The organism is Lactiplantibacillus dongliensis (assembly GCF_005405105.1).
Lineage (GTDB): Bacteria > Bacillota > Bacilli > Lactobacillales > Lactobacillaceae > Lactiplantibacillus > Lactiplantibacillus dongliensis.
In genome coordinates, this window is record NZ_BJDK01000021.1 from 1 (window position 1) to 22638 (window position 22638).

Below are 22638 nucleotides of genomic sequence, written 5' to 3' on the forward strand. Positions count from 1 at the left end.
CAACTGAAACTGCGCTAAAGCATAACTCCATGGCTGGACTACTTTACTGAGTGTTGCACTTGATTTGACAATTTGGGAACCAAAGACTGTTCAAGAAAAGATTCAAAATAAACGTCACAATGAAGTTAGCGATTAAGATACGGATAAATGAAGTCTGATGTTGAAATGCATAGCCGAATACGAGACCGGTTAAAAAAGCTGTCAGAATAAAGCCTGGGAAGAATGTGAATTTGGGAAACAGTAGCATCCCTAAGAAGTATGCTAAAGCAGTACTGCCAGCTGTAACGAGTGGTGAAAAGAGTCGGGCGGTAATGGCGACAACGATAAATGCAAAGGCAATTTTGGTGGTTAAGAATTGAATCGATAGCAGACTACCGAGAATAATTTGCATGGCCGTTAAAACGCCAAGCGTCGTGAGTGATTTTACAGGTGTACTAGTGGTCATTAGTGTGAAGCCCCCTCAGTGATTTTGATCGTATTATAGCGGTTGTCTGTGGTGAAAGCTAGCGGTGGTAGGTGAGGGTTGAATCATGAATAATTATTTTTATACTAGCTAATTGATCAAAAATCACAAGTGAAAATGGTTTTGATCTGTAGGCACTCATGTTAGGAGCAGATCGCATTAAAAATAAAATATTTTAAGATGGGGCGTTTTAGTGAATGACAGCGACACTTGTGAATTATTTAGAATTTATGGCAACTCGATTACCCAATCATCAAATTACCGTTCAAAAAGCGATTGCGTTGACAATGACCATGGCTGAAAATTTGAATGCAGATTTTTGGCTCGAAGTCAGGTTTAATGCCGTGACGGACTCGTATCGGTTAGAAACGCATTCTTGGTTTCAAGATTACCAGCGGTGGGACGAGGAATTGTTGGCTAGAATTGAGGCAGATTATGAAGAATTGTTAGAGGAGAGTGGGTTGATTTAGATAAGCTAGATGGTGGCTGTAGTGTTCTTTATTCCGGTATGAATTAAATCATAACTTTTAACGTGGAAACCAACCGACCTTGCGTAACTAACTAATAGAAAACCTAAAAAACTTGGAGGATTCTCATGGCAGGCAATCTATCTTTTACGCAGTACAGTTTAGAGGCACTTTTCAAAGAAGTCACCAATATGGCGATTCCAATCTACCAACGTGGCTACGCATGGGGTGCGGATTAGGTTGATGATTTGTGGAATGACTTAATGGAAGTGATGGATGATGATCAGTCTGATCACTTCTTTGGTCAGATTGTGATGAACAATAGTGAGGGTAAGCAATACATTATCGATGGTCAACAGCGGCTAACGACGACGGTTATTTTTTTAGCCGTGATTCGTGATGCTTTGCTGGCGCTGGCAGCTAGTGATGATCAAAATGGTTCAGAAGCATTGATTCGTGCGAACGATTTGCAGGATGATATTCTTGGCAAACGTGGGAAGTTTCATTTAGAGCAAAGCGACTCGGTACGAGATTACTTTGATACGTATGTGCAAACGCCGAATGCCTTTAGTAAGGCGCCTAAAACGAATAAGCAATCATTGAAGAATATTAATCAGACATTTACGTTATTGCAGAAAAACGTGACAAATGCACTGCATAAATATACAACGAGTAATGAACGTTTGAATTACTTGAAGATGCTTTATCGGCACCTAACACAAAGTTTCTTTGTGATTACGATTGTCACTCCGGATGAAGCAGCGGCTTTTGTGATTTTTGAAACATTAAATGCGCGTGGACGGGATCTAAATGCTAGTGATTTATTGAAAAATCATATTTTCAGAACAGCGCAACATGAACTAGAACTGGTACAAGAAACTTGGAACCAGATGATGGATGCACTGAATAATGATTCGGGGGCAACAACCCGTTTTATTCGGGCTTATTGGAATGCAACTCGTAAATTTGCGACTGAAAAGTCACTGTACAAAGCGATTCATAATCATATTACGACTAGCAGTGAGGCTGTTCAATTTACTGAAGAATTAGCCGGATTGGCGGATGTGTTTGTGGCCATGACTAGCCCAAAAAATAATGCGTATTTTAGCGATACTAAAGTTGTTGATATGCTGATGGTTTTAAAAGATATGGGTGGTAAGACGTTCTATCCTTTAGTCTTAGCCATGGTGAAAAATAAGTATTCCGAGGCAGAGTTGTTACCAGTGCTACAAAAAATTTACAGCTTTATTGTCTATAACTTTACCGTTGGTGGTCTAGTGGCCAATAAGTATGAAAAGACGTTTTCGACGATTGCTGAGCAGGTGAATGATCATCGGTTAACTTCCGTTAAAGCGATCAATGACGCGATTGCTGAAGATATGATATCCGTTGACCAGTTTAAGGAAAGCTGGGTACATTTCCAAGTGAAGACAGAGAAGGTAGCGAAGCATTTGCTCTTCGAAACGTACTATCAAGATGAACAGGCTAAGATTGATATTAATGCCGTTAAGGTGCTGATATTGAATGGCAACATTGAAAATGCTAATCAAATTGGTAATAAGGTTTTAATTACAAAGGAAGAAAATGTCCGTATTAGAAAACAGAATCAGCCGATTGAAACGGTTCTGGCTGAGTCCAAGTTTGCGGGTACCCGTAAGTTAGCTGAGGTGAAGATTATCGATGATGATTTTGTGACTGAACGGCAATTAGCAGCTTTAAGTCCGGCAGCTAGTTTTTGGCGGTAAATTCAAAAGTAGCTACTTTCAATTCAAATTGAGGGTAGCTTTTTTCTAACCTGTGAAAAGCGGAATCGATACCTGTGATATTAGTCTTATCAAGGGTTACCCCAGTTTGGTAACGTTTACTTAAGAACAATATCTCTTGGAGGGGATTAAGATGCGATTCAAAAAAGGGTTAACAGGATTAGCTTTAGCAGCGCTGTTACTAGGGGTTGCAGGTTGTAGTAATGGTCTTTATAAAGCGGGAACTTATACGGGGACTGGGCAAGGTAAGGATGGTCCAGTTAAGGTTCAAGTTACAGTCGATAAGAATAAGATTAAACAAGTCAAAGTGCTTAGTATTCATGACAATCAGGTCTTATCAGCTGAAGCAACCAAGAAGATTACCAAAGAAATTGTCGCTGATCAAACGACTAAAGTTGATGTTGTCTCTGGGGCAACACACTCGTCTAATGGGATTATCGACGGGGCTAAAAAAGCGTTGAAGAAAGCAGGCGCTACCGATGCCCAACTGAATAAAGCAGCCAAACCTAAATCAACGCACACCGATGTTGCTGTTGTTGGTGCTGGTGCGGCCGGGACCGCGGCAGCACTCGCAGCTCGGCAACAAGGGGTTAATGTTGTTTTAATGGAAAAGACAGCTTCTCCAATGGGTGCTGGCACATTGGCTGGCGGGATGTTTGCCGCCGATAGTGCCCAACAAAAGGCCCAACATAAAACAGTTTCGAAAAAGTGGTTATATGATAAATATCTGGATGCGTCACAAGGTTATATGAACGGCGTTTTGGTTCGGCGGATCTGTTGCAGTATATTGATCAGGACTATGATGTCTGTACTTTAAAAACAATGGCACAAGCGTTTCACTACAATCCTAATTATTTGTCTAACCGGTTAAAGTCGGTTACTGGTCAAAGCTTTATCCAACTGGTTGATAGTCGGCGGATGGAAGCAGCAATGACGTTACTAGCTAATCCCCATATTTCAATCGATGAGATTGTGATGTACATCGGTTATTCATCAAAGTCATTTTTCTACAAAAAGTTTAAAGAACGTTACGGTGAGTCGCCCGCACAACGACGACAGGCAGTATTAACTGAATAAAAGTATGACTGAAAGAAATCACTAAAGTTAAAATTTAGTGGTTTCTTTTGATACTCATAACTGTAGTTGAGCCACCCTTTTGAAAATCACCACTTTAAAATGTAACCGTTTTACATTACACTGAACATATTACCCAATCTCGGTATATCCGGGACATACATAAAAAAGTCGTTGGAGGGGTCAAATAAGATGCAAGTGACAGACAAGATGGTACAAGGTGCTCACGTTCGGTTTACGGTCTTAACACCGCAACTCATTCGGATGGAATACTCGGCAAGCGGTCAGTTTGAAGACCGATTAACGCAAATGGTCCAGCATCGAGATTTTCCAGCGCCAACGTTTCAGGTGCGTCAAAATGAACAGGGTCATGTGGTAGAAATTATAACGACAGGCTTGCACCTTTACTACGATGGTGGGCCATTTGATGCGGGGAGTTTGTTTATTGATGCAGCGTCCAATTATGGTGTGCATTATAGTCGTTGGCATTTTGGTGAAGCTAATGAACAGAACTTAAAAGGAACCGCGCGCACATTAGACCGAGCAGACGGGGCGATTCCCTTAGCAGATGGCTTAATGTCAAAGGATGGTTTCAGTGTTTTGGATGATTCCCAGTCATTTATTTTAGACGGCGACCAAGTGACAGCCCGGACTGATTCAGAAACGGATCTTTATTATTTTGCCTATGGTCGCGATTATCGGCAGACACTCAAGGTGTATTATCAACTGACGGGCTTCCCACCGTTAGTGCCGCGTTATGCGTTAGGCAACTGGTGGAGTCGCTTCTATCCTTACACCCAAAGTGAATATTTAAAGCTGATGCAGACTTTTGACCGGCAGCAAGTACCGATTGCGGTGACGGTCTTTGATATGAATTGGCATACGACGAAAATTCCGGTTAGATATGGTAGTGGCTGGACGGGTTACACGTGGAATCGAGATTATTTCCCAGATCCGGCTAAAATGATGCAGCAACTCCATGCGCAGGGGCGTAAAGTGACGTTGAATGTGCATCCAGCGTCTGGTATTCGGCCAAGTGAAGCTTGTTATCCGGCCGTAGCGGCGCAATTACACTTAGATTCGAAAAAAGAGCAACCAGCTTTGTTCAATCTCCAAGATCCGCAATTCAAATCGGTTTACTTTAAACTAGTTCATCATCCCCTAGAACAACAAGGTGTAGATTTTTGGTGGGTTGATTGGCAACAAGGTGGTGCACGTGGCGCTAAAAAAATTGATCCTTTATGGTTACTCAACATTGATCACTATACGGATAATGCCCGCCGTCATCCGGGCGAAGGCTTGATTTTGTCACGCTACGCTGGTCCAGGCAGTCACCGCTATCCCATTGGCTTTTCCGGTGATACCGTGGCTTCGTGGGCCTCGTTACGGTTCCAGCCGTATTTCACCGCGACGGCCAGCAATATTGGCTATACCTGGTGGAGTCATGATATCGGTGGCCACATGCGGGGCACGTATGATGGCGAGTTATCGTTACGATGGCTGCAACTAGGGGTCTTTAGTCCCATCTTACGACTGCATAGTTCGAATAATATCTTTATGGGCAAGGAACCGTGGAACTATGACCAGACGATTGCGCCGGTCATGATTGATTTTCTACAATTACGTAGCCAGTTAGTGCCTTATCTGGATAGCGCCAACTACCAGACTCATACGGCGGGCCTCCCATTGGTGCAACCGATGTATTATGGGCATCCAGAGACGCGATTGGCCTATGAGGTGCCTAATGAATTCCAATTTGGGCCAGCGATGGTGGTCGCACCGATTACATCGCCAGCCGATCCGGCAACCAATCTTGCCAGCACGGATGTCTGGTTACCAAAAGGTGGCTGGTATGATTTCTTTACCGGCTTGCGTTACCAGGGTGACCGGTATTTCCGGGCTTATCGGGAAAAGGCAACTTATCCCGTCTTTGTTAAAGCGGGCAGTATTATTCCGATGAATCCGAACTTTATGACGCCACTAACGACCTTACCGACTAAGCTGGTTTTAAAAGTTTATCCGGGTGCAGATGGCCACTATCAATTGGTGGAACATCAAGGCGAACAAGTGGCGATTACTGAGATGACTTGGGATGAGTTGCAACACAAATTAACGGTCACAACTGATGATCCGCACCACCTGTTACCTGCTGACCGGGAGTATCAAATCGTGCTGGTTGGGGCTGTGGCGAAAAAAGATCATCAGACAGCGACGGCTTGGACCTATCAAGACTTTAAAGCGGTTGACCAACATTCGCTAGTCACAGAGTTAATCAAGCAACGTTTACAGTTTGCTAAGCTGGATTTTGAAGCCAAATGGTCGATCTGGCAAGCCTATAGTGAGGCCGAAGATCCGGCTCGGGTCTTGAGTTATTTAAGTACCCTCGATACGGAAAGCATCAAGGGTATGATTTCAGAATTAATTGGGCGTTAGCCTGTTAGAGAGTGTTATAATATTATTTTTTGTGGAACTAGTGGTGAGCACTAGTAAGTAGAAGATTGCGATTATGAGTCGTGGTAATAACAAGTGTAATCACTTTAAGATGGATGCCGAGCACCAAAAGCTTTTGTGCTGATGCGGTTGTATAATTTTTGAGAAAGAAAGTGATGGCTTATTGTGTCGGTATGTGAAATTTGTGGGCGAACTATGATAAATGCAATTGTTGACGGCCACTACACTATGTTTTGCACCTACTGTCATTTTTTTGATTCTGAAACAAGCACTAAAGTGAGAGGAGTCGAGTATTCACTTAATCCAGATGAATTAAAATTATACAGATTTAATGATTTACGTTACTTTAATCGGTTGGAATTAACGGCTTTTTTGAAAGTAGCTAGAACAACCCGAAATGAAAAGTTTATGAGTAAGGATCAGCAGGGAATAGATACATGGGCTTACATCTGTAAGTTGTTAGAAAAGGTTCTTAAATCAAAGTATGATAAGGTTCCAAAGAGAATTTACAAGAAGACTTTGACGGAACTGGCGAAGAAAACGTTGTTAGAACAATAATAGTAAGTGCAAAAGCTATTTAAAAGTGATGCTAGATAGTAAAAACTAGTTGGTTTTAATGATGTAGATAAAATCGGTCAAGAATCGTCGTGTCATTGGCGGTTCTTTTTGTATGCAATATTTTGCAACCGATTGCACTAGGACTACGAAACCGTTACAATGGGCTTATGAAAGCGTTATATTGGAGGAGATTTTATGGCGACAATTAAAGATGTAGCGAAATTAGCTAAGGTCTCACCATCCACCGCGTCACGGGCGATGCATGATAATCCGGCGATTAGTGAGAAGACGAAAGCCCGGGTGCGTAAAGCCATGCAAACGTTGCACTATGCCCCGGATTTCAATGCACAAAGTCTAGCGAATAAACGCAGCAATGCGATTGGCGTGATTCTGCCGGTCGACCATCACGAAATTTTTACGAATCCATTTTTCTTAAAAGTCCTGCGTGGGATTAGTGAAGCGTGCTATCATGCGCAGGCGATGGTGAATCTAGCCACGGGGTCGTCACAAGCCGAATTGTTACATAGTATTGATATTATGGTGACGCAGGGGATGATTCGGCGTTTTATCGTGTTGTATTCTGAACAAAATGACCCGATTTTGTTGAAGTTGCGCCAATTAGATGCGCAGTATGTCATGATTGGCAAGCCTTATCAGTTAGTCAACGAGACACCATACGTAGATAATGACAATATCTTGGCAGGTTCAGACGCGGCCCAATTCTTAGTTGACCATGGGCATAAAAATATCTGTTTTGTGTATAATGATTTGAAAAAAATGGTCCAAAATGACCGGATGCTAGGTTATCAACGGGTTATGATGGAAAATGGCTTGTTAATTAACTCGTTCGAACTGCCCGCACAAGAATATCCGGGCGGCCGGCAATTGGTTATCCAGTATTTGACGCAACATCCAGAGATTACGGCCTTTGAAACGGTCGATGATATGTTGGGACTGCGGATTCAGCAAGTCTTACGGTCAGCGAAAATGGTGACGGACCGACAAGTCTCAATTATTGGGTTTAATAATTCAGTTTATTCAGAAGCGGCCCATCCAGCATTAACGTCCGTTGAAGTCTTTCCGCGGCGCTTAGGTAATGAAGCCGCCAAGATTGCGGTCAGTCTACAAATGAGTGAAAATCTATCGACAAAATTAATCGTCCCGCACCAAATTATTGAACGGCATTCAGTCGCAACGGTGTAAAATAAAAGTGTTGAAGGGGGTGGCAGGGTGACGACTTTATCAGATGTGGCCAAGAAAGCCAATGTCTCAAAAATGACGGTTTCGCGGGTGATTAATCATCCCGAACAAGTCCGTGATGAATTGAAGACCAGCGTCTTTAACGCGATGCGGGAACTTGATTATCGCCCCAATGTCGCGGCCAAGGCCTTAGTCAATAACCGGACCCAGATTATAAAATTATTCATCTTGGAAGACATGGATACAACGGAACCGTATTACATGAACCTGTTAACCGGGATTTCCAAAGAGCTGGGGAAAGAACAATACGCACTGCAACTGGTGACGGAGCATCATTTCGATATTGGTGGCTGCGATGGCTATATCGTGACTGGTATGCGACACTCGGATTATGAATGGCTGCAACGATTGGAACGGCCAGTTGTCTTATTCGGTGAAAATCGGCTGGAGTTTGACTATTGTGATACTGACAATACGCTGGGTACCAAGATGGCGACGGAATACGCGTTAAAGCAAGGCTATCAGCAGGTGATTTTTATCGGGATTAACGTAAAGGAACCATTTGAATATTCGCGTGAAGCGGGTTATATGATGACGATGCAAAAACACCAGCTACCAACGGAGATTAAACGGTTCAGTAACCACAGCCATTTGGCGATGGAATATATTCAGAGCCAGTGGTCACAATTAAAGCCGAATACGTGTTTTGTCTGTGCCAGTGACCGCTTGGCGTTTGGCGTTGAAAAAGCATTGAATTTGTTTAATGCTGATATTCCTAATGATTTTGGCGTTATTGGTTTTGATGGGGTCTTTTTGAACCAAGTCGCGACGCCAAAGTTGACGACGGTTCAGCAGCCTATTTTTGAATTGGGTGTTCAATGTGCTCGAATGTTATTGGCTAAGATTGCCAAAGACGGGCAGCCCCAAGGCATTGAACAATTAGCGCCGACCTTATCGATTGCTGGGTCTACGCGCAACGATAATTAAAAGCTGAAAGCATCAAAATAGGCCACACGCCTTTTGTACATAGACATGTGACCTATTTAGTGAGATCTAAAAGAATATATTAGGGTATTTAGATTTGCAATATAATTAGTCTAAAATATTGATTGTATTTAGATCCTGTGTTTTTAGTGCAATATTGTTTTGGGTAAAGCCTGTTACTAACAGTTACGAGGATTGAATTTTGAATGTTAGTGAATTAGGTTTGGCAGCACTATTTGCGCGTGTAAGTTAATTTGATTTTGGCCGTCTCAACAGTGTCATAATTTTGGGCCCATAATGTAATACTTTTACCTGCACTTTGGGGATTGTTTCCTAATTGTCTTGACATAGAGATTGTGTTGGAAACCATTTTTGGGGATACGTTTTTCCAAACTTTGAGGGGATCAACCGACCACTCACCATCCTCGGTAATTAGTGCTCTAAAGCCGCCTAAAATTGGGAAAATAAGTCCAGTGGAAATTTGATAGTCCAACTTTTCATGGCTATATTTAGTAAAGCCACCTTTTGTATCAACCCCCTTAATCCGACCAAATTGTCCACCAGCGGTGCTTTCTCGGTAAACTTTCGGCATATCCATCTCGATTCTGTCATATAATTTAGCGATGTCGGGCAATAGTAGAGCCAATTTTTCGTAAGGATTGTTTGGATGTTGGGCTTTTTGAGCCTTGTCAAATTCATTTAAATAATCTTTCAGTACTTGGGCTTTGCCACTGTATGCTTGGATTGGCTGTTTAAGCGAATCTTCTCCATATTTTTTGAAATTCATTGCAAACATTAGGCGAATAAGATCGACTGCATCGATATCTTTGTCTGATTCGTTTTGTTTGTATGCAATGTTGTCTTTAAAAGGTTCATTTGCAATGGCATTTTTTACGAATTCGAATTTGTGAGCTAGTTCGGCTATGGCCTTATCATTAACTTGAATGCTACTATTACGTGCCGAGGCCATCCCATCAATGTCATCAATTTCAGTCATGATTTCAAGATGAACAAATTGTATGTTTTCTGGATCAAGACTTGAACGTTTGTCTAAAATAGCACGATAGGTGTGTCCACCATCTAAAATTCCGTACTTACTTAAGTCTTCGTCAGTGTCTTGTCCCATATCAATCTGTAGTGCTCCCATATTATCGGTGACTGTCTTGGCCGAGAGTAGGATGCCACGATTTTTTTTATAAAATGCCTGATCGTTCTTAAGTAATCCATTTTCCATCGTAGTGGCAACTTTAGTGTTCATATTTGTTTTACGTGGATTAACTTCTGTAGGAATGTTATCAGGCATATTCATAACATTTACATAGGCATGCCAGATATAATTGTTTGAACCAACATAAGGACTTTTGATGCGGACAATACTAGCGGCTGGAATATTAAACTGTAATTCTTTCATAAGTTGCTCCTATTGAAAATGTATTTAGTGCATGGGTATAATATACTTCCAATATATAAATATTCATATGGTCCATAGACCATAAGTTTTAGAGGAAGATGATGTAGGTGACTCAAAAAAAGATACCTAGTACGTTAGATCGTTTAATTGGAAATAATTTGTCGTGTCTGTTACAAGAGAATGGAATTACTACTCAAGCATTGGCAGATTCAATGAATGTAGATTATAAAACTGTATGGAATTGTGAGAATGGACGTAATACTTTAACTATAAACCTGTTGATTAAGATGGAAACCATGTTTCGTGATAAAAATATTACACTCAGCATGCTTTTTGACTATATTGTTGTTGCAGCTATTGATGAATATAGAAATCAATAATGCAGTATTGATTAACTTCCAACCTTTAGATGATAACTTGATACTTATTTGTTATTTCGGGAGCCGTTTTTTGTTGGTAATTTTGGAAAGTAGTTGTGGCTGGACTAGCCATTCTAGTTAGCTCAGCATCAGATGGAACGTGGCGGCCGCGTTTATTAGCCACAGCTTGGTTTCATAAGCTGATTTTTGATTTAGCTGAGCCAATTTTGATCCGCCCGCCGTTAATGACCGGACTTGGCGCCTCAAAATGGCTCCTGACGTTCCGCATTGTAGGAATCAACCGGGTAAGTTGACAAAATAATAACAATGCCAACTAACACCGGCTTAAACCTGTTACCGTTAACACCATATCCCCCCTTGTTTCCCGCTAAAATAATCAGTAATCTAAAGTTATTAATGAAACCGCTTTATAAAGTGGCTAGGGGGTGTTGGTATGTTGAAGTGGTATGACCAACAAGTGATTTATCAGATTTATCCGAAAAGTTTTCAAGATACCAATCAGGATGGTATTGGGGATCTCCGTGGTGTTATTCAGCGGATTCCGTATCTAAAGCAGCTCGGTGTCACGACGATTTGGCTGAATCCCATCTATGTGTCACCGCAAGTTGATAATGGTTACGATGTGTCGAATTACTATGCCATTGACCAGTCGCTCGGGACGATGGCCGATGTTGAGGCCTTGATTGCCGCGTTACACGCGAATGGCATGTTCTTATTATTAGACTTTGTTATGAACCATACGTCGGACCAACATCCGTGGTTCCAAGATGCAGTGGCGCATCCGCAGGGTCTTTATCGGGATTATTATTTATGGGCGGATGCCCCGGCCAAGCAGTTACCGAACAATTGGGGCTCGTTTTTTGGCGGTAGTGTCTGGGAACCTGATCCCGGTGCGACTGATCAATATTACTTCCATTTATTTGATCGACATATGCCGGATTTGAATTGGAAAAATCCAGAGGTTCGTCATTCGATGCTCGAGATTGCTAAGTTTTGGGTCGACAAAGGGATTGATGGGCTGCGATTAGATGCCTTTATTCACATTGATAAAGCCGATTTCCATCAAAATGTCCCTAATCAGTCAACTGAACCGACGATTGCTGAAGAATTTTATGCACACTTACCGCATGTGCAACCTTATCTTAGTAAGTTTTGTGGTGCCTTGCGGGAACTCAAACCAGATATCTTTATTCTTGGTGAGGCGGCATCGGCGAGTCCAGAATTACTGATTGATTATAGTCGACCGGAAAATAATCAGTGTAATGCGGTCATCACTTTCCGGTCCTTGGTTGATCGTGAAGACCAGTTAGACCCGCAGCTTCCCGCTGAATTTCAACCTAAAGGCTTAGATGTTGAAGGCATGAAGCGGCAGTTGACCACGATTCAAACTAAGTTGGCCGGTGTGAGCCTCCCCGTTCTGTATTGGAGTAACCATGATATGGCCCGGGTTGCGACGCGGTACGCCAGCCCGCAATATCACCAGCGCAGCTTGAAATGCTTAGCGACGATGTTGTATTTGCAACGGGGTATTCCGATTATTTATTATGGTGAAGAATTGGGCTTAGAGAACTTACAGTTTAGTGATCTAACGTCCTTTAATGATTGGACTGTGCAGCCATTCTATGATCGGGCCTTAGCAGTCGGTTATTCGTCTGCCGAAGCCTTAGCGATGTTGAATCAAACGCATAAGATGGCAGCGCGCGGACCGATGCAATGGGATGCTAAGCAACCGAATACTGGCTTTTCACCGGCCACGCCATGGTTACATGGCACGACTAAAATAGCCGATGTGGCCAGTGAACAGGCTGATTCTCAGAGCCTATTACATTTTTATCAGCGTTTATTGCGGTTAAAGCAAACAGCACTATTCACACAAGGTAATGAAATCATTCAAGCCACCCCAGCGGGTATTTTTCGGTTTACTCGGCAACTTGACCAAACAGCGGCGACCGTCACTTGCAACCTAAGTAATCAACCCGTCACAGTGATGACCGATACGACGACGGAAGTACAGTTGCTGGAAGGCAGTGTGAGCCACAGTGGCCAGCAGACGACTTACCAACCGTGGACCTTAACCGTGACTCAGAATTAGGAGGAATTTCGCAATGGCACGTGATACAGATACGAATTTACGTCAACAATTAATTTATTCAGTCTTTACTCGTAATTATGGCCCGACTGGCACATTCAAGGCGGTCCAAGCTGACTTGCCGCGGATCAAGGCGTTAGGAACCGATATGATTTGGCTAATGCCGATGTATCCCATCGGGGCGATGAATCGCAAAGGTACTTTGGGGTCACCTTATGCTATCAAAGACTATCGGGCGATTAATCCCGAATTAGGGTCGATGGCCGACTTTATTAATTTGACCAAGGCCATCCATGCTCAAGGGATGCGAGTGATGATTGATATTGTGTATAATCACACCTCGCCAGATTCAAAGTTGCGTCAGGTCCATCCTGAATGGTTCTTCCGTAAGGCTGATGGGAGCTTTGGCAATCGGGTGGCCGATTGGTCAGATATTATTGATTTGGATTACAGTAATCATGACTTGTGGGCCTATCAGATTGAGACCCTCAAACAGTGGGCGACCTATGTGGATGGTTTCCGTTGTGACGTGGCTCCGCTAGTGCCGTTAGACTTCTGGTTAGCGGCGCGGCAAGCTTTGGCCGATTATAAGCCGGGGTTGGTGTGGCTGGCTGAAAGCAATGACTCTGGGTTCTTAAAACAAGTTCGCGATGGCGGCTTTGAAGATTTATCCGATAGCGAACTTTACCAAGCCTTTGATATGGTCTACGACTATGATGTCTTGGATGATTTACATGCCACGGCGATGGGCGAACGCAGCTTGGGCGAATTTGCTCGTATCTTAATGAAGCAAGATGTGACCTTTCCAAAGAATTACGTCAAGATGCGATTCCTTGAAAATCATGATGTTCCGCGCGCTGCTAGTTATTTACGTGATCCGCAATTATTACGCAACTGGTTAGCTTTTAACTTATTCGAAAAGGGCAGTGGGCTGATCTATGCGGGTGAAGAATTTGGTGCAGACCATTTACCAAGTCTGTTTGATGCCGATCCAGTTGCGTTACAAGGGCCGATTGACTTGACGGCGACAATTCAACGGATCACGTCGGTGAAGCATAACCAACTCTTCGTCAGTGGGGCCTATAGCGTCCAACCAGTCAATGACCAAGTGATGGCAATTCGCTATCAAGCGGCAGGTAAAGTGGCGTTAGGCTACTTTGCACTACGGCCGTTCAGTGGCACGATCAGTTGTGAATTAGCAGATGGTCAGTATCGCAACCAATTGACCGGCCAAGTTATCGATGTTGCGGACCATCAAGTCAGCCTTGATAACGAACCCTTGATTTTTGTGCAGTAGATCAGTGAGGTGATTAATGCTGATTGGTACTAGTTGGATTAAAAAGCCACTCTGGTTGGCCCAGAATCGGCTGGAACGTGGTGGCCGCGTTTGGAAGCCAAGTGCGGTCTTTCTACAAGCCGGGGGTTATCTAAGTCGGAAAATCACCGACTAAGATAAACGACACCACTGAGCCAATTCTGGCCCGCCCGACGTTAACTAACGGGGCTAAAAAACTAATAATTAGTGATTTTCAGTTCAGTCATTTAGTTGGCAGTCGGCAATTTCAAATAGCACCAAGCGGAATGCTTGTCTGTGATTTGACAAGACTAGCTCATCATTAGGACAGTTAATTTACCAACTATGATGACTTAATATGATTACAGTCGATTACGCAAGTATCGATGGTGGATAGTATCAAGCTAATAGTTATGGTTTAGGGCTTAGCGTTTTATTAAAGCTGCAAGTCATCGCCAATCATAGCCGGAGTCGACCAGGATGTTCGCCGTGTCGAGTCAGTTAGGTCGGTGGGTTGCCGACCTTAGTGACTGGGCCGACTGGTTAGACGTGGGTTACGGCTGACCAGCGCCTGGCAGACCGGGCTGTGGCTGGCAGGGTTGCCCCACCGCGAACGTCCTGGTCAGCGCAGGTGAGCAATCAGCGCTCAAGTTCAAAAGTTCAGGATTTAAACCCCAAAACCTAAAGTGAAAGCCTACACAATACAACTGGTATAGGCCGACACTTTAGGCTTTTTATTTGATGAAAATATGATAGAACCATGAATTTCTGCAACCGATTGCATTCAGTTTAAGCCCTTACCGACCTTGATATAACAGCGTTTATAAAAAGGTCATAAATCTTGTTATCGGTAACATTGTGAAAAGGGTTGCGAAACCGCTTTCAGATTGGCATAATTGAAAGTGTCATAAAGGTTATATATCTTAATAAAATTAAGTAGGGGGTAACATCATGACAAAGGGATGGAAAAAGTTAGGCGTTTCTGTTTTAGCCGGCGCAATGGCATTAACATTGGTCGGATGTGGTAAAAGCAATTCTTCAAGTTCGTCTGACAAGAAAGTTAAGATTACGATCTTCCAAGGGAAGGTTGAATCGAACAAGCAATTCAAACAAATTGCGGCAACATATCATAAGTTACATCCAAATGTAACAATTTCAGTTTCATCAGTTGGTGGCGGTACGGATTACAGTCCTGTCTTAAAGACCCGGATTTCTTCTGGGAATGCCCCAACAATCTTCAGTTTGGCTGGTCCAGCCGATGTTAAACAATTTGCTTCTCAAGAAGCCGATTTGTCCAACACCAAAGCTGCCAAAGCCGCACAACCAGGGACTTTGGATGCGGTTAAGTCCAATGGTAAGACTGTTGGATTACCATTTAACGTTGAAGGTTACGGCTTTGTTTATAACAAGACCATCTTCAAGAAGGCTGGGATTAACCCAACTAGCTTAACCACTATGTCGAAGTTAACAGCTGCGGTTAAGAAGATTGATTCACAAAAGTCGAAGTTAGGCATCAAGGGTGTCTTCGCCTTACCTGGTAAGGAAACTTGGATCTTGTCTGACCATTTAGCTAACTTATACGTTGGCCAAGAATTTGGCGGCAATGCGCAAAAGATGTACAAGTCAAAGAGCATGAAGTTCACTGCTAACAAAGAAATGAAGTCCATGATCGACTTACAAAAGAAGTACTCCGTTGGCCCAGTTATGCAATTGGATTACTCCGCTCAAGTTAACCAAAACTTCTCACAAGGTAAAGTTGCCATGATTCAACAAGGTGACTGGATCTATCCAACCGTTGAACAAATCGATAAGAAGTTTGCTCAAAATGATGTTGGTATGATTCCAATTCCTGTTAAGGGTTATGAAAACAAGATGCCTGTTGGGACGTCACTCTACTGGGGTGTTAACAAGAACAAGTCACAAGCAGAACAAACCGCTGCTAAGAACTTCTTAGACTGGTTATACACTTCGAAACAAGGTAAGAAGCTCGTTGTTAACAAGTTACACTTTGTACCTGCTTACAAAGGTTACACCGGTATGAAGATGCCAGATGCCTTGACTCAAGTGGTCTTCAAGTACTCACAACAACACAAGACGATCGGCTGGGCTTTCCCTGCTTACACCGGGACTTCATGGGATCCAAACACGTTCCAACCAAACTTACAAAAGTATCTCTCAGGTAAGCAAAATTGGGACACTACAGTTAAGAACTCAATTAAGGGTTGGAATGAACAACAAGCGTCCAACTAGCGTGAGCTGTTAACTCATTGAAAAAGTATTTCAGATAGAGGGGATTTATTTATGAAGAATCGAAGCTTATCGTTCTGGCTCTTTCTGACGCCAACCCTCGTTGCGTTAGCACTGGTCGTCTTTATTCCAGCCATCATGGGGATCTTTTACTCATTCACTAACTGGGACGGCCTTGGCTATACTGAGATGCTCGGTTTCAAAAATTACATCACGCTCTTCCATAATAGCGGCTTTTTAGCCGCTTTATGGTTTACCGTCAAGTTTGTAATTGTAACCGTAATCTTACTCAACGTGATCGGTTTAGGATTGGCATTACTAGTTACCCAGAAATTCAAGGGTAGTAATCTCTTACGAACCGTGTTCTTTATGCCAAACCTAATTGGTGGGTTGATTTTAGGATTCATTTGGCAATTTATCTTCACCGAAGCTTTTGACGCGTTAGGCAAGGCCTTCCATATGGCTTGGCTGACCGGCTGGCTGACCGATGGCAAGACTGGTTTTTGGGGCTTAGTCATCGTGACGGTCTGGCAAATGAGTGGGTATATCATGATTATCTACATTGCCTACTTACAAAATATTCCGAGTGAAGTTATTGAAGCTGCTGAAATGGATGGCGCCTCACCGTGGCAACGGTTCGTTCATATTACGTTCCCAATGATTGCACCAGCCTTCACGGTCTGCATGTTCTTAACGCTTTCTAACGGGTTCAAGATTTATGACCAAAACTTGTCCTTGACGAATGGTGGTCCTTATAAATCAACCGAAATGTTAGCGATGAACATTGTTAATACCGCTTATTCGGAAAATAACTTTGCCTTAGCGGAAGCTAAAGCCTTGATCTTCTTCCTGATTGTGGCGGCAATCTCATTATTGCAAGTTTACTATAATCGTAAGCGGGAGGTGGATCTGTAATGAAAAAGACGAGTCGGTTCTTTCTGGGAATCTTCGGTCTCATTTTAGGCATTATCTGGATCTTCCCGTTTTACATGATTTTAACGAACTCCTTCAAGACGCCCAAAGGGATCTTCGCTTCAGTCCTTAGTCTCCCATCTAATGGGACGACCGCGAACTACGGCAACTCCTTTAAAGCGTTGGATTTCATGAATTCATTAGGTCACTCACTCTTAATTACCGTGATTTCCGTATTGATCATCGTGTTCTTCTCATCGATGGCCGCTTACGCTTTGCAACGGAATAAGAGTAAGTTAAGTGGCGCTTTGTTAATGTTATTCGTTTCCGCGATGCTGATTCCTTTCCAAACGGTTATGATTCCGTTAACTGCTAACTTTGGTCACGTCCACATGTTAAACATGTGGGGCTTAATGTTTATGTATTTAGGCTTTGACGCCAGCTTATCGATCTTCTTGTATCAAGGGACGATGGGTAGTATTCCAATCGCGATGGATGAATCCGCCGAATTGGAAGGCGCCAACCGGTTCCAAATCTTCTTTAAGATTATCTTCCCAATGCTGACACCAATTACGGTGACGGTCGGGATCTTAAACATCATTGCGATTTGGAACGACTACCTGTTACCATCACTGGTCTTACCGCAAAATCAATACACGATTCCACTGCAGATGTTCTTCTTCTTCGGTGAATACACGAAGCAATGGCATTTAGCCTTAGCCGGATTGACTTTGTCGATTATCCCAGTTATCCTCTTCTACATCTTTGCCCAACGTTACATTATCAAAGGTGTTACCGATGGTGCGGTTAAGTAATTAAAGGCTCGTAAGCGAAAGGAGGGTCCTAATGTTAAATTTACAATCGAAATTCGGTCAAAAATTGATGACGATTGGCAATTGGGTGGCGTCACTGGTCACAATTAACTTGGTCTGGTTTGTCATTAACCTGCCGGTGTTGATTATGTTGATCTTAAGTTTCACCTTGCCGCTGAATCAAACGTATGCGGTCACGATGACTTTGGTCACCATCATGTTAGTGGCCTTCACGATGCCAGCAACCACGGCGGCGTACCATGCCGTTCATGAGTGGCAGACAACGGATAGCGGGTCCTTTATCAAAGTGACTTGGCACGCTTACTTGCAAGCTTTAATGCACTGGCAGCCCAACCTGTTAGGCGCGGTCTTTGCTAGCGGCTGGTTGATCCTGTTACGGACAACAACCGGCAATGTCATGCTCCATGTGGCGACGTTAGTCTATGGCTTAGTGCTCTTAACCGTTTGGAACGGATGGAATTACAGTCAGTTTGAAAAGCAGTCCTTATTAGCCTTAATGGTGGCGCATCCCGTGAAATTAGTGCTATCAGCAGTGGCGACGGTGATCTTATTTGCACTCAACTTTGAGTTGCACTTGATCTTCTTCATCCTGTTGTTCAGCATGTCGTTAGCGGCGTTAGCAACTTATCGGTTGTTTACTCCGCGACCACTCACCAAGGATGCCACTGAACAGCAAAGCTGACGAAATGAATATGGAAATTGAAGGAGCGTTTGCATAATGGCAGAAATAAAACTAGAACACATTTATAAACGTTATCCTGGCAACGATACGGATTCGGTAACTGACTTTAACTTAAATATTAAAGATAATGAATTTATCGTCTTCGTTGGGCCATCTGGTTGTGGGAAGTCCACAACGTTACGGATGATTGCCGGGCTTGAAGATATTACTAAAGGTGATTTGAAGATCGATGGGGAAGTCATGAACAATGTCCACCCTAAAGATCGGAACATCGCGATGGTCTTCCAAAACTATGCCTTGTATCCTCAAATGACCGTTTTCGACAACATGGCTTTCGGGTTAAAGATTCGTAAGATGCCTAAAGATGAAATTCAAAAGCGGGTTGATAATGCCGCTGAAATCTTGGGCTTAACAGAATACTTGAAGCGTAAACCAGGCGCTTTATCTGGTGGGCAACGGCAACGGGTCGCTTTAGGCCGTGCGATTGTCCGGGATGCCAAGTTATTCTTACTTGATGAACCCTTATCTAACTTGGATGCCAAGTTACGGGTGCAAATGCGGACACAAATCGCCCAATTGCATCAGCGTTTGAAGACCAACATGATCTATGTCACTCATGACCAAGTTGAAGCCATGACGATGGCGGACCGAATCGTCATTATGAATGACGGTAAAGTGCAACAAGTCGGCACGCCTGATGATTTGTACAACAAGCCAGTCAATAAGTTTGTGGCCGGGTTTATGGGCTCACCATCGATGAACTTCTTCGATGCTGTCCTCAAAGATGGCCGGGTCTCAAACGGTAAAGGACTCGATGTGGCCGTGCCAGAAGGCCGCTTGAAGGTCTTGCGCGACAAAGGTTATGACGGCAAGAAAGTTATTGTTGGGGTACGTCCCGAAGATATTCACACGGAACAAGTGGCCTTAGAAGCCATGTCTGATGCCGTGGTGAATGCGAAGGTTGAAGTTTCTGAATTCTTAGGAACTGATTCAATGCTCTATTCACGGACTGGCGATACTGAGTTTGTCGCTCAAGTTAATGCTCGTGATTATCATAAACCAGGCGAAGAAGTCAAGATGGCCTTTGAAATGAGTAAGGCTCATTTCTTCGATGACGATACCGAATTGACGATTGAATAATCAAGCGTTAGGCGGTTAAGTTAGTGCTGCTGAAAAGAGTCTGGTGACAGGAATGTCTCAGGCTCTTTTTATCGGGACCAATTAGGAGGACGCAAGTAATGAAACGAATTTTTGAAGTTGATCCGTGGCACGTCATCAGTCATGAACTGGTCCCTACGGATAAACGACTACAAGAAAGTATTACAAGTATTGGTAACGGCTATATGGGGATGCGCGGGATGTTTGAGGAGCATTACTCCAATGACACGCTTAAAGGCATTTACCTCGGGGGCGTCTGGTATCCTGATAAGACCCGGGTCGGCTGGTGGAAGAATGGTTATCCGGCTTACTTCGGTAAGGTTATCAATGCGGTCAACTTTATCAAAGTTAACCTGACAATTGATGGTGACCAGGTCGATCTCGCCAAAGATAAGATTAGTGAGTTTACGTTAGATTTAGATATGCATACTGGGGTGTTACGCCGTTCATTTATCGTCACTAAAGGTGACAAGCGGGTCCAATTCATGATTGACCGCTTCGTCAGTGTGGCTCAAAAAGAATTATTCGACGTTCATTACAGCGTGCATAACTTAAGTGAGGAACCCGTTCAACTGGGCTTTATCTCACAGATCGATGCCGATGTGTTCAATGAAGATGCGAATTATGATGAACAGTTCTGGCAAGTTTTAAGTAAGCAGCATGCGATTACGGGTGGCAGTATGATTGCGGAGACTAAGCCCAATGACTTTGGAACGCCGCGCTTCACGCTGGGTATGCAGATGATCCATCAGACGGACTTACGGGGGGCCAATGCGCCTGAAACCGAAAAAGCCGTCACTAATATCTTCCGTGGACGCTTGGAACCTGACGAAACGAAAAATTTTGAAAAGCGGGTCGTCGTGGTGACGTCGCGTGATTACGAAAAATTACCAGCGTTACGCAAGGGCTTAGCTGAAATCAGTGAACGCGTAGCTGTCCAATCATATGAAGAGCTGTTAAAAGCGCATACGGATGCTTGGGCGAAACGCTGGGAATTGGCAGATGTCGCGATTAGCGGTGATGATGCGGCGCAACAAGGGATTCGGTTTAACCTATTCCAGCTGTTCTCGACTTATTATGGCGAGGACAGTCGGTTGAACCTTGGTCCGAAAGGCTTTACCGGTGAAAAGTACGGTGGGGCAACTTATTGGGATACTGAAGCCTTTGGCGTGCCGTTCTACTTGTCATTGGCGAAACCCAAAGTGACCGAGAACTTATTGACCTATCGCTATAATCAACTAGATGGCGCCTATCACAACGCCCAGATGCAAGGCTTAGATGGAGCACTCTTCCCAATGGTGACATTTAACGGGATTGAATGTCATAATGAATGGGAAATTACCTTTGAAGAAATTCATCGGAATGGCTCGATTGCCTATGCCATCTTCAACTATACGCGCTATACTGGCGATGAGACTTACTTGAAGACCAAAGGCATCGATGTCTTAACGGCGATCTCCCGTTTCTGGGCAGATCGGGTCCACTTCTCAGAACGCAAGCAACAGTATATGATTCATGGGGTCACTGGCCCGAATGAATACGAAAATAACGTTAACAACAACTGGTACACCAACTTTATGGCGCGCTGGACGTTGCGATATACGTTAGCTAGCCTGGATAAGGTGGATGCAGCGAAGCGGGCCGCGTTGAATATCTCGGCAGCGGAATTAGCTAAGTGGCAAGATATCATCGATCGGATGTACTTCCCACACGATGACAAGCTTGGCATCTTTGTCCAAAACGATACGTATTTGGATAAAGACTTGAAACCGGCTTCATCGATTCCAATCGATCAACGGCCAATTAACCAGAACTGGTCATGGGATAAAATCTTGCGGTCGCCTTATATTAAGCAAGCGGATGTGTTGCAAGGCATCTACTACTTTATGGACGATTTCACGCATGCCCAGAAGAAAGCCAACTTTGACTTTTACGAACCATTAACGGTCCATGAATCCAGCTTGTCACCAGCAGTCCATGCGATTTTAGCTGCCGACTTGCACTATGAAGACAAAGCGGTTGAAATGTATGCCCGGACGGCTCGGCTAGACTTGGATAATTACAACAATGATACGGTCGATGGGTTACACATTACGTCAATGACCGGGTCATGGCTGGCGATTGTGCAAGGCTTCGCTGGGATGCGAGTCCGTGATGATAAGATTTCATTTGCCCCATTTGTACCTAAAGCCTGGCAGCAGTATCAATTCCACGTCAACTTCCGTGGGCGTTTGCTAAAGGTTGAAGTCAATCAACAAGAAACAACCGTTACCTTGGTTAATGGGGATCCATTAACCATTGAATTAAACGGGCAGGATGTTGCTTTAAATGATACGGTTAAAGCTTAAAATTGCTAACTTTAAACTTGATTTCGACGTGTCCGAAACTTGTCGGGATCAAGTCCCAAACCCTGGAATGATGTCAAACTCATTCTAACCTACTCCTTTGAGGGCTGCGTGATGTATTGTCACGTGGCTCTCTTTTTTTGGCAGAGTGTTCGGGCCGACGGGTTGGGGATGAGCATTGCCTAGCAAGCGGAATCCCCAGTCGGCCCGAACACGTTTCGACTCGAAAAAAATAACCCAGTTAAGTTTTAGCTTGCCACTCTGGGCGGGCCAGCATCGGCTGGAACGTGGTGGCCGCGTTTTTGAGCCATAGTGCGGTCTCAAAAG

Annotated in this window: 21 protein-coding genes; 19 read left to right on the forward strand and 2 right to left on the reverse strand. The window is 43.6% G+C overall.

Annotation, left to right across the window (positions count from 1 at the left end; translation table 11 throughout):
- Window positions 1-43: 43 nt before the first annotated feature.
- Window positions 44-445, reverse strand: coding sequence for a folate family ECF transporter S component (locus tag FFM80_RS08970; RefSeq protein ID WP_137640476.1), 402 nt, complete (start codon window positions 443-445; stop codon window positions 44-46).
- A 215-nt stretch (window positions 446-660) separates the two neighbouring features.
- Here FFM80_RS08970 and FFM80_RS08975 point away from each other — a divergent pair, with 215 nt between their 5' ends.
- The 9 genes from FFM80_RS08975 to FFM80_RS09010 all read left to right on the forward strand — a co-directional run bounded on the left by FFM80_RS08975 (window position 661) and on the right by FFM80_RS09010 (window position 8963).
- Window positions 661-933 (forward strand): hypothetical protein, encoded by a 273-nt coding sequence (locus tag FFM80_RS08975; RefSeq protein ID WP_137640477.1) that lies wholly within the window; start codon window positions 661-663, stop codon window positions 931-933.
- A 125-nt stretch (window positions 934-1058) separates the two neighbouring features.
- Entirely contained in the window at window positions 1059-1169 is a 111-nt protein-coding gene (locus FFM80_RS14630; RefSeq protein WP_223877325.1) for a DUF262 domain-containing protein, read from the forward strand.
- Window positions 1170-1178: 9 nt separating this feature from the next.
- Window positions 1179-2675 carry a DUF262 domain-containing protein gene (locus FFM80_RS08980; protein ID WP_223877326.1) on the forward strand — a complete coding sequence of 499 codons (1497 nt, stop codon included), beginning with the start codon at window positions 1179-1181 and terminating at the stop codon, window positions 2673-2675.
- 151 nt (window positions 2676-2826) lie between these two features.
- Window positions 2827-3510, forward strand: coding sequence for an FMN-binding protein (locus FFM80_RS08985; RefSeq protein ID WP_137640479.1), 684 nt, complete (start codon window positions 2827-2829; stop codon window positions 3508-3510).
- Window positions 3471-3770, forward strand: coding sequence for a helix-turn-helix transcriptional regulator (locus tag FFM80_RS08990; RefSeq protein ID WP_137640480.1), 300 nt, complete (start codon window positions 3471-3473; stop codon window positions 3768-3770). Before FFM80_RS08985 ends, FFM80_RS08990 begins: the two co-directional genes overlap by 40 nt.
- A gap of 189 nt (window positions 3771-3959) precedes the next feature.
- A complete protein-coding gene (locus tag FFM80_RS08995) occupies window positions 3960-6200 on the forward strand; it encodes a glycoside hydrolase family 31 protein (RefSeq protein ID WP_137640481.1) in 2241 nt (746 codons plus the stop codon).
- Between the two features lie 213 nt (window positions 6201-6413).
- Window positions 6414-6776: a hypothetical protein gene (locus FFM80_RS09000; protein WP_137640482.1), complete on the forward strand. Its 363-nt coding sequence runs from the start codon at window positions 6414-6416 to the stop codon at window positions 6774-6776.
- Between the two features lie 195 nt (window positions 6777-6971).
- Window positions 6972-7979 (forward strand): LacI family DNA-binding transcriptional regulator, encoded by a 1008-nt coding sequence (locus FFM80_RS09005; RefSeq protein WP_137640483.1) that lies wholly within the window; start codon window positions 6972-6974, stop codon window positions 7977-7979.
- Window positions 7980-8006: 27 nt separating this feature from the next.
- Complete coding sequence (locus FFM80_RS09010; protein ID WP_137640484.1) at window positions 8007-8963, forward strand: LacI family DNA-binding transcriptional regulator; 957 nt, start codon at window positions 8007-8009, stop codon at window positions 8961-8963.
- 229 nt (window positions 8964-9192) lie between these two features.
- On the opposite strand, the gene FFM80_RS09015 is transcribed toward FFM80_RS09010, so the two are convergent.
- Complete coding sequence (locus tag FFM80_RS09015; protein ID WP_137640485.1) at window positions 9193-10371, reverse strand: AIPR family protein; 1179 nt, start codon at window positions 10369-10371, stop codon at window positions 9193-9195.
- A gap of 107 nt (window positions 10372-10478) precedes the next feature.
- Here FFM80_RS09015 and FFM80_RS09020 point away from each other — a divergent pair, with 107 nt between their 5' ends.
- The 10 genes from FFM80_RS09020 to FFM80_RS09060 all read left to right on the forward strand — a co-directional run bounded on the left by FFM80_RS09020 (window position 10479) and on the right by FFM80_RS09060 (window position 22314).
- Complete coding sequence (locus FFM80_RS09020) at window positions 10479-10751, forward strand: helix-turn-helix transcriptional regulator (protein WP_137640486.1); 273 nt, start codon at window positions 10479-10481, stop codon at window positions 10749-10751.
- A 433-nt stretch (window positions 10752-11184) separates the two neighbouring features.
- Window positions 11185-12843, forward strand: coding sequence for an alpha-glucosidase (locus FFM80_RS09025; RefSeq protein WP_137640487.1), 1659 nt, complete (start codon window positions 11185-11187; stop codon window positions 12841-12843).
- Between the two features lie 13 nt (window positions 12844-12856).
- Window positions 12857-14137: an alpha-amylase family glycosyl hydrolase gene (locus FFM80_RS09030; RefSeq protein WP_137640488.1), complete on the forward strand. Its 1281-nt coding sequence runs from the start codon at window positions 12857-12859 to the stop codon at window positions 14135-14137.
- 16 nt (window positions 14138-14153) lie between these two features.
- The gene (locus tag FFM80_RS14510; protein ID WP_171001072.1) at window positions 14154-14291 is read left to right on the forward strand and encodes a hypothetical protein; all 138 of its coding nucleotides are present in this window, start codon (window positions 14154-14156) and stop codon (window positions 14289-14291) included.
- 794 nt (window positions 14292-15085) lie between these two features.
- A complete protein-coding gene (locus FFM80_RS09035; protein WP_171001073.1) occupies window positions 15086-16384 on the forward strand; it encodes an ABC transporter substrate-binding protein in 1299 nt (432 codons plus the stop codon).
- A 51-nt stretch (window positions 16385-16435) separates the two neighbouring features.
- Window positions 16436-17296, forward strand: coding sequence for a carbohydrate ABC transporter permease (locus tag FFM80_RS09040; protein WP_137634483.1), 861 nt, complete (start codon window positions 16436-16438; stop codon window positions 17294-17296).
- Window positions 17296-18108: a carbohydrate ABC transporter permease gene (locus FFM80_RS09045; protein ID WP_137640490.1), complete on the forward strand. Its 813-nt coding sequence runs from the start codon at window positions 17296-17298 to the stop codon at window positions 18106-18108. The genes FFM80_RS09040 and FFM80_RS09045 overlap by 1 nt, the downstream gene beginning before the upstream one ends.
- A 31-nt stretch (window positions 18109-18139) precedes the next feature.
- Window positions 18140-18808 carry a YesL family protein gene (locus tag FFM80_RS09050; RefSeq protein WP_137640491.1) on the forward strand — a complete coding sequence of 223 codons (669 nt, stop codon included), beginning with the start codon at window positions 18140-18142 and terminating at the stop codon, window positions 18806-18808.
- A 36-nt stretch (window positions 18809-18844) separates the two neighbouring features.
- Window positions 18845-19948 (forward strand): ABC transporter ATP-binding protein, encoded by a 1104-nt coding sequence (locus tag FFM80_RS09055; RefSeq protein WP_137640492.1) that lies wholly within the window; start codon window positions 18845-18847, stop codon window positions 19946-19948.
- 98 nt (window positions 19949-20046) lie between these two features.
- A complete protein-coding gene (locus FFM80_RS09060; RefSeq protein WP_137640493.1) occupies window positions 20047-22314 on the forward strand; it encodes a glycoside hydrolase family 65 protein in 2268 nt (755 codons plus the stop codon).
- Window positions 22315-22638: the final 324 nt, after the last annotated feature.

Excerpts from the sequence above, each read along its gene's own strand:
- FFM80_RS14510 (WP_171001072.1), top strand. The coding sequence starts at position 14,154 with ATGCTGATTGGTACTAGTTGGATTAAAAAGCCACTCTGGTTGGCCCAG.
- FFM80_RS09005 (WP_137640483.1), top strand. The coding sequence starts at position 6,972 with ATGGCGACAATTAAAGATGTAGCGAAATTAGCTAAGGTCTCACCATCC.
- FFM80_RS09060 (WP_137640493.1), top strand. The coding sequence starts at position 20,047 with ATGAAACGAATTTTTGAAGTTGATCCGTGGCACGTCATCAGTCATGAA.
- FFM80_RS09000 (WP_137640482.1), top strand. The coding sequence starts at position 6,414 with ATGATAAATGCAATTGTTGACGGCCACTACACTATGTTTTGCACCTAC.
- FFM80_RS09035 (WP_171001073.1), top strand. The coding sequence starts at position 15,086 with ATGACAAAGGGATGGAAAAAGTTAGGCGTTTCTGTTTTAGCCGGCGCA.
- FFM80_RS08995 (WP_137640481.1), top strand. The coding sequence starts at position 3,960 with ATGCAAGTGACAGACAAGATGGTACAAGGTGCTCACGTTCGGTTTACG.
- FFM80_RS08970 (WP_137640476.1), bottom strand. The coding sequence starts at position 445 with ATGACCACTAGTACACCTGTAAAATCACTCACGACGCTTGGCGTTTTA.
- FFM80_RS09030 (WP_137640488.1), top strand. The coding sequence starts at position 12,857 with ATGGCACGTGATACAGATACGAATTTACGTCAACAATTAATTTATTCA.
- FFM80_RS09015 (WP_137640485.1), bottom strand. The coding sequence starts at position 10,371 with ATGAAAGAATTACAGTTTAATATTCCAGCCGCTAGTATTGTCCGCATC.
- FFM80_RS08985 (WP_137640479.1), top strand. The coding sequence starts at position 2,827 with ATGCGATTCAAAAAAGGGTTAACAGGATTAGCTTTAGCAGCGCTGTTA.
- FFM80_RS09055 (WP_137640492.1), top strand. The coding sequence starts at position 18,845 with ATGGCAGAAATAAAACTAGAACACATTTATAAACGTTATCCTGGCAAC.
- FFM80_RS08975 (WP_137640477.1), top strand. The coding sequence starts at position 661 with ATGACAGCGACACTTGTGAATTATTTAGAATTTATGGCAACTCGATTA.
- FFM80_RS09050 (WP_137640491.1), top strand. The coding sequence starts at position 18,140 with ATGTTAAATTTACAATCGAAATTCGGTCAAAAATTGATGACGATTGGC.
- FFM80_RS09045 (WP_137640490.1), top strand. The coding sequence starts at position 17,296 with ATGAAAAAGACGAGTCGGTTCTTTCTGGGAATCTTCGGTCTCATTTTA.
- FFM80_RS09025 (WP_137640487.1), top strand. The coding sequence starts at position 11,185 with ATGTTGAAGTGGTATGACCAACAAGTGATTTATCAGATTTATCCGAAA.
- FFM80_RS09040 (WP_137634483.1), top strand. The coding sequence starts at position 16,436 with ATGAAGAATCGAAGCTTATCGTTCTGGCTCTTTCTGACGCCAACCCTC.
- FFM80_RS14630 (WP_223877325.1), top strand. The coding sequence starts at position 1,059 with ATGGCAGGCAATCTATCTTTTACGCAGTACAGTTTAGAGGCACTTTTC.